Below are 7,031 nucleotides of genomic sequence, written 5' to 3' on the forward strand. Positions count from 1 at the left end.
CATCAGAAGCGCGTGTTGAGTTCCAGTTGCATCACATCGACTTCGAACGGCGCGCCATACACTTCCGACGCGCTCAACCAACGCGCACTGGCGTAGATGTTCTTGTCGATGCCGTAGTTGCCGCCAATGAAGTAGCCCTTGGCGTTGGTGCCGCCGAGGTGATACGAGGAGTCGTTGAAACCGTCAGGCAAGGCGTCAGGCTGGATGTACTTGTAGCCGGCCAGCACGTTCCAATCGCCACGTTTGCGCATCTCCAGCGCACTGCCGAGGGTGAACTGCACCATCATGGCGTTGCCGCCACTTTCAAACTGGCCCTTGCTGTTGATGTTGTTGACGATCTGGCCTTCGCTGCGCTTGAGCATTTCGCCTTTGTCGTAGGCCAGGTTGCGGATGTAGTTGCCTTGGGTGCGCAACTTGAAGTCGCTGGGCAGTTCGCTGTCCCAGACCAGGTTGAGGTCCAGCACGTCGAACTTGGACGCCAAGCCTACGTACTGCGGGTCTGGCGTTCTGACAGGGTCCGCCGGGTTGGTGGTGTTGTTACGCAGCAGGAACACACTGTTGCCTTTTTGCATAAAGGCCACACGCGTGCCGTCGGTGTCGCAACCGGGGGCGCCGGCCCACGGCGAACAAGGGCTGGAGCGCTCGCCCTGGATGTCCTGGAACTGGTAATAGGCCGCGGCGAGCTTAAGGCTGTTGCCGCGGTTGATCTTCCAATCGGCGCCGATTTGCCCGCCGAACAGCCATTTGGTCTGACTGTCTTCCTTGTCGATGCCGTTGCTGCTGGCGGCATCCGCGGTGTATTCGACCGGGAATGCGCCGAGGGTGCCGAACAGACCCCACTCGTTGTTGAGCTTGTGGTTGAAGATCGCAGCCACGCCGTCGAAATTGAGCTCGTTGGAATACATCATGTCGGTGGCGTAGAACGGATTGGCGATTCGCCCGCCGGTCAAGGTCATGTAGTCGGTGGTTTTCCACCTCAGGTAACCCTGGTCGAGCCAGATGTCCTTCTTGCCGAAGCCACCGCCCAGGGTCTGGGTAGTGGACACCGGGTTATTGTCAGAGCCGGTGCCCAGGCGAATGCCGGCGGTCCATTCCGGCGAAATCACCGCTTTCATGCCCAGGCGCGCACGCAGGCGGAACAGGCTTTCGCGGTCTTCACGGGTGTTGAGCAGCGGCGGCAACTTGGTGTTGGAGTTGCGGTTGACGTCGTAAGGCCCGTTCTCATTGAGCTTGGCGTAATCGAGGATTTCATTGCTGTTGCTCCCCGAGAAATAGCGCGACTCGTCACGCAGGCGGATATCGCCATCAAAGCTGATGCGCGAGACCCAATCCGGGAAGGTATTGGGCTGGGCCCAGTTTTCCTGCTTGGCGGTGGCCATGACTTCGGCCTTGACCTGATCGCGGATCTGGTCGCGTACCGCTTGCGGCACATACTGCACGCGCACATCGCCAGGTGCCGCCGTCGGGCCGCTGGCGACTACCGGCGCAGCATTGGCCTGGCGTGCCTGTTGGGCTTCTTTTTCCGCCTGGGCGATCAGCCCATTGGCGGTGTCCTGGGTGAGCACGCCTTGCTGTACCAGCAGGCGGATCAGGTTGATCGTGACGTTTTCCGAAGGGGCGACCGGGGCGGCCGTCGCCTGGCCGACCAGGGTCGCGATGACCATGCCGACCGCCAGGGTCAGGCGATTCACGGGGGAAATCATTCGTAAGCAACTCCTGTAAAAAACTGCAAAAAATGGGTTCGATCAATCCGGACGCCGACCCTTGAGGGACAGGCGCACCGGCATGCTCACCGAGGCTGGAACGCGTTGCGCGGCATGCGGTACACGCAACGCCGCCAGCACCTGGGCGTCGGTCTCGCGGTCGCCGCTGGACTTGGCCAGCTCCACACGCGTGACCTGGCCCTCGGCGCTCAACCACACATCCGCCTGTACCGCGTAGGCCTTTTTGCGTAACTCCGGGTCTTCCCTCAGCAGGCGTTGAAACACCCCCGCCAGGTATTGCTTGTACGTGCCGGCACCCAGGCCACCGCCGCCGGAACCGGCCATGCCACCGCCCTTGCCCGCGCCGATGTTGAAGCCGTCATTGCCGGACTGCGCATCGCCATCGATCTGCATCGGGTTGGCCAAGTCGTCGGCCGGCGAAGGCGGTGCTTCTTCCGCCGGTTTCACCTCTTCGGGCTCCGGCGTGGGCACCGGCTCGGGTACTTTTTCTTCCACCTGGGGCTCGGGTTCCTTGGGTTTTTCCGGCGGCGGTGGCGGCGGTGGCGGCAACGGGATAATGGTCGGCACCTTGGGTGTTTCGCGGCGTACCCCACTCATGTCATTGGCCCATTGCCAGAGAAACCAGGCGGCCACGGCGCCCAGCAGCAGGCCGGCGCCCCACTTCAGCGGGCGCAGCGGCGGCTTGTTCTTCACGGGCAACGGCGGCATCGGGATCTGTGCGGTCATGACTCAGCCCTGGCTCGGTTTGCCGGTGACCAGCCCGACCTGGGACAGCTCCAACCGCCGCAGCAGGTCGAGCACCTCGATCACCTTCTGGTACTGCACCGTGGCGTCGCCGCGCACGATCACCGGGAAATCCGGGTTCAGCGCTTTCTCGATGCGCAGGCGCTCCTCCAGCTCGCCGAGGGTGACCGGGTAGGCATCGAGAAACACCTGGCCGCCGTCGTTGACGGAGATGGCCTTGGTCTTGGCCTCCGACAGCGACACCGAGGCGCTGGCCTTGGGCAGATGAATCTGGATGCCCGAGACCTGGGCGGTGGCGGTGAGGATGAACATCACCAGCACCACCATCAGCACGTCCACCAGGGGCGTGATGTTGATGCTGTCGACGGCGGCATCGTCGTCATCGTCGTGGGAGGCATTTACGGAAGCCATGGCGATTCTCCTCAGGCCGAAACCGGCGCGTGGTGCGGCACGCGGTGCGCCGCGTCACTGAACTGGCTCTCGCCGTGCATCTCCGCCAGGCGTGTGATGAACTCGTCGACGAACACGCGCATGTCGGCGCTGACTTCCTTGTTGCGCGTAATCAGGCGGTTGTAGCCGAACAGCGCGGGGATCGCGACGAACAGGCCCATGGCCGTGGCCAGCAAGGCCGCCGCCATGCCTGGGGCGATCGCATTGATATTCACGTCGCCGGCCATGGCCGTGCCGAGGAACACCACCATGATGCCCAGCACCGTACCCAGCAGGCCGATGTACGGGCCGCCGGCGATGGCGTTGGACAGCGTCGACAGTTTGGAACTGAGTGCCTGGTTTTCGCGGGTACGCACGCCGTCCATGGAGCAACGGATGGCTTCGATGGTGGCCGCCGACACCGATGAGGTGTCGGCGCCCTGGGCGCGGCGGGTGCGGATCTCCTTGACCGCCACGCAGTACAGGCGCCACAGCGAAGAGTGGGTCAGGCGTTCGGCGAGTACGTTGTCGTCGTAGAACATTTCCAGGCGGGTGCCGATCTGCGCGAACTGCTCGCGAAACGCCTCGTTGGCACTGCTCACACGGCTGACCATGCGGTTCTTGCGAATCATGATGACCCACGACTGGAACATCATCGCCACCAGCACCAGGATGATCACCCAGGCATCCATCGGCACCGCGTTGAGCAGAAAGCCCAGGCTGCCGAAACCGAAGCCCGACTGTTCTTCATCCACGCCGTAAGCGACCAGTTTCGACTCGGCGCCCTGGGCACTCGCATCGGCCAGCAACACGGTCGCCGGGCGGGCCACCTTGGACAGGCGCAGCTCATCCATCGCCCCGGCAAACGGCAAGTGCGGGCCGGCTGCTTCCGGCAGATCGGCGCCGATCGCCAGTTGTGTATTGAACGCCGGCATCGCCACCGCCAGGCTCGCGGTTTCGCGGCCGTTGACATACAGCGTGACTTTTTCACCCTCGGCGGTGAACGCCAGGTGCTGCCATTGACCAGGGTTCAATGGCTGGGTCGAGACGGCGCGCTGGCCGTCGACTTCCACAAACGGCATGCCTTGGTTCAACCCGAGCAACAGGCTATGCGGAGCCTCACGCCGGGCGAGGACGATCTGCTCGCCGCTGGCCTGGTCCAGGCGCAGCCAGGCGCTGAATGTGAAGGCCCCACCGGCGGCATGTTGCAGCGACGGGCTGGCCGGCAACAGCAAGGGCTGGCCACTGAACTGCAAGGCCCGCCCGACCACGCCGTCGATGCTGCTGCCGGTGGCATTCAGCGCGGTGTTGGCGTAGGCCGTGGTGTCCCGTGGCGGTGTGCCGCTGGCCCCGTCAAAGTGATACAGCGCGGTGTAATTCGGGTCGAAGGTCAGCTGGCCGTTGGCGGTGGCCGGGGCCTTCTGGTTGCCGTAGTACATCCACAGGTCCTGGCGCTGAGCGCCTTCGACCTTGGGCACATCGACCCAGATCAGCGCCATGCCCATCAGCGGGTCGAAGCTTTCGATCTGGTGGTTGAACACGGTCTTGTCATCAGCACCGACAAAGCGCAGGTCGCTGCCGTCATCCTTGACCCCGTCAAAGGTGAAGTTGCCGGTGTGCAGGCGCACCAGCAGCGCGGTGCGGCCCAGGGCCTGGTTGATCGCGGCGCCTTGGGCGGTGGTGTCCACGCTGATCTGTTTGCGGTAGTGCCAATCGTCCTGCCACCAGGCATGGGCGGTGGCCGGGAGCGCGAAGCCCAGGCAGATCAACAGGCTCAGGAATAGGCGTTGCATGGGAAGAATCTCCGGGAAAAAGGGTCAGAAGGTCGCCTGCACACTGAAGTGCAGTCGCGAGTCCTGTTTCTGGGTGTTTGGTCCGTCGAGCAGCGGGTAGCCCCAATCCAGGCTGCCGGACAACCATTTGCTCAAACTGGCGCGGGTGCCAAGGCCGACACTGGCCAGGCTGTATTCGTCCTCCTGCTCGGGCAGCGGGTCGTGCAGACGCAGGCGCGCGCCTTCGGCGAACGCGTAGAAGCGCCACTCCTGCACATAACTGCCGAGGAACTTGGCCAAAGACGGTGTGCGCAGCTCCTGGGAGAGCAGCAACCCCTCATCCCCGGTGCGCTCGGCCGCCAGGTAACCGCGCACCGAGGTGGCGCCGCCAGCGGAATACTGCTCGTTGGACACCAGCGGTCCCGAGGCCAGCTGGAAGCCGGCCTTGGACGCCGACTGCCAGTCGTTGGCGAAGGTGTAGGTGTAATTGGCATCGCCCTTGAGCACGGCGAAACTCGGGCTGGAGTCCCAGCGCTTGGCACGGAATTCTTCGGCATCGCTGCCGTAGCCGAAGAACGCCCGGGTGCCCACCACCAGGTTCAACCCCAGGCCCAGCTGGGATTTTTCGCTGTAGCGGTAGCCGTTGTAGCCAAAGGTGAACGGGGCATACTTGAGCGGCACCTGGTCGCTGCTGGCGCCGAATTTCAGTTGTTCGTCGAAGTCCTTGAAGTCGATGCCGAAGGAGAACGAGTTGGCCCAGTTCCCGTCCAGCGGCAGGTTGTAGATCGCCGACACCCCGTAGGAATGGCCCTTGCCCAACACGTTGCTGCCGCCGATGGTGGCGATGTTGCTGTCGGACTGATAACCGGAAAACTGCAAGGTCCAGCGCTCATCCAGCGGCGCGCTGTAGGAACCCGACCAGACCTTGGCATTCGAGCTGTCCTGGGGCGCGGTGAAATACGTCAGCGAGATGCTGTGGCCCAGTTGCCAGAGGTTGTCGTAGCCCAGGGTCGCGACCGAGCGCAGCTTCTCGGTGTCGGCGCTGTAGTCGTTGTTCAGGCCGATACTGGCGTGCCATGGGTTCTGGTCCTCCACCTGCAAGTCGACGTCCATCGTGCCGGGGCGCTGCCCCTCGCGCACCAGCGGCGTGACCTGGCGCCCGGCACTGCGGTTGAGCCCGGCCAGCTGGGTTTGCACGCTGGCGAAATCCGGCACGGCGCCTTCCTTGAGCGCCGGCACTTCCTCGCGGATTTCCACCGGCGAGTAATGCTTGGCCCCCACCACCCGCACGCGGCCGACCTTGGTTTCGCTGACTTGCAGGTAGACGATGCCGTCATCGACCTTCTGCTCCGGCAGCTCCACAAACACCGATTGGTAGCCACGCGCCTGGTAGATCTTCTGCAGCGCGTCGCGGGCGCCTTCGATATCGTTCAGGGTCTTTTGCGGGCCGAGAAACGGGTACACCGCCTCTTCGATCGTTGCCGCATCGAGCACGGTATTGCCGCGCACGAAGTACTCGTTGACGTCCACCCGGCGCGCCGGGGCATCGCCCTCCTCGGCCAGCGCCGGCTGCACCAAGGTGCCCAGCGCCAGGCAACACAGCGCCAGCGTTGACTTGAACAGATGCTCCACACAGCCCCCTAAATGTCTAAAATGTTGCGCCCTCGCCGATTGCACGGCGTTTGGCCTGCTCAATTGCGGGTTATCGAAAGTTGGCTGTGCCGTGCCAGCCAGGTGTGCAACAAGGCGAAGTTCAACGAGAACTCCGGCATGTGCAGCAAGGCGCCACAAAACACTTCACCGATGACGGTCTGGATCAATTGCACCGCCCGCGGGTTGCTCAACAGGGTGGCGATATCGCGCTGCAGCACCTGGATGCCCCACACCTTCTGGTGCAGGTCGAGGCCGACGAACCAGCGGAACAGCAGGTTGTAATTGAGCTGTTCGTGCAGTTGCTGTTCGCTGGGCACGGAGTACAGCAATTGCAGCAGCAGGATCTGCAACACGGTGCGCGGCGCGATCTGCATCCCGGGTGCGGGCTGCAGCAGGTCGTGGTGCCGGTCGAACACCGCATCGATCTGCGGGCGCAACAACACCAGCGAATGGCCGGCGGGGATGTAGCTGGAGACTTCCTTCAAAGCGCCCTGCCAATCGTCCTGCGAAACGATCCACACCCAGGGCGCGCCGTAGCGGTACACCGAAACCGGCTTCTTGCGCGCGGCTTCGACGATCTTCGACAGGCGCTGATCGAGCTCCTGCATGCCGACTTTCGAGTAACGTTCCATAGTTCCCATGTGCCCCACTCCTGGCGTCCTGCTGACGGCTGGGGAGACGACTTGTGGCCGCCTCCAGCGCGTTACAT

6 protein-coding genes are annotated in these 7,031 nt (G+C 63.5%); all 6 read right to left on the reverse strand.

Annotation, left to right across the window (positions count from 1 at the left end):
• Positions 1–2: 2 nt before the first annotated feature.
• Genes RGV59_RS23840 through RGV59_RS23865 form a run of 6 tightly spaced genes read right to left on the reverse strand, consistent with a single transcriptional unit; the run spans position 3 to position 6,954 of the window.
• Positions 3–1,703, reverse strand: coding sequence for a putative porin (locus RGV59_RS23840; protein WP_104902988.1), 1,701 nt, complete (start codon positions 1,701–1,703; stop codon positions 3–5).
• Between the two features lie 42 nt (positions 1,704–1,745).
• A complete protein-coding gene (locus RGV59_RS23845) occupies positions 1,746–2,450 on the reverse strand; it encodes an energy transducer TonB family protein (RefSeq protein WP_126586926.1) in 705 nt (234 codons plus the stop codon).
• A gap of 3 nt (positions 2,451–2,453) precedes the next feature.
• Complete coding sequence (locus tag RGV59_RS23850) at positions 2,454–2,879, reverse strand: ExbD/TolR family protein (RefSeq protein ID WP_017849147.1); 426 nt, start codon at positions 2,877–2,879, stop codon at positions 2,454–2,456.
• 11 nt (positions 2,880–2,890) lie between these two features.
• Positions 2,891–4,690, reverse strand: coding sequence for a DUF2341 domain-containing protein (locus tag RGV59_RS23855; RefSeq protein WP_126586928.1), 1,800 nt, complete (start codon positions 4,688–4,690; stop codon positions 2,891–2,893).
• 24 nt (positions 4,691–4,714) lie between these two features.
• Positions 4,715–6,301, reverse strand: a complete 1,587-nt coding sequence (locus tag RGV59_RS23860) for a ShlB/FhaC/HecB family hemolysin secretion/activation protein (RefSeq protein WP_104902986.1) — start codon at positions 6,299–6,301, stop codon at positions 4,715–4,717.
• A 59-nt stretch (positions 6,302–6,360) separates the two neighbouring features.
• Entirely contained in the window at positions 6,361–6,954 is a 594-nt protein-coding gene (locus tag RGV59_RS23865) for a transposase (protein WP_046489232.1), read from the reverse strand.
• Positions 6,955–7,031: the final 77 nt, after the last annotated feature.

Origin of the sequence: Pseudomonas sp. FG1, assembly GCF_034313875.1 — a bacterium.
In the GTDB taxonomy this organism is placed as follows: domain Bacteria; phylum Pseudomonadota; class Gammaproteobacteria; order Pseudomonadales; family Pseudomonadaceae; genus Aquipseudomonas; species Aquipseudomonas veronii.

Excerpts from the sequence above, each read along its gene's own strand:
- RGV59_RS23845 (WP_126586926.1), bottom strand. The coding sequence starts at position 2,450 with ATGACCGCACAGATCCCGATGCCGCCGTTGCCCGTGAAGAACAAGCCG.
- RGV59_RS23855 (WP_126586928.1), bottom strand. The coding sequence starts at position 4,690 with ATGCAACGCCTATTCCTGAGCCTGTTGATCTGCCTGGGCTTCGCGCTC.
- RGV59_RS23865 (WP_046489232.1), bottom strand. The coding sequence starts at position 6,954 with ATGGAACGTTACTCGAAAGTCGGCATGCAGGAGCTCGATCAGCGCCTG.
- RGV59_RS23840 (WP_104902988.1), bottom strand. The coding sequence starts at position 1,703 with ATGATTTCCCCCGTGAATCGCCTGACCCTGGCGGTCGGCATGGTCATC.
- RGV59_RS23850 (WP_017849147.1), bottom strand. The coding sequence starts at position 2,879 with ATGGCTTCCGTAAATGCCTCCCACGACGATGACGACGATGCCGCCGTC.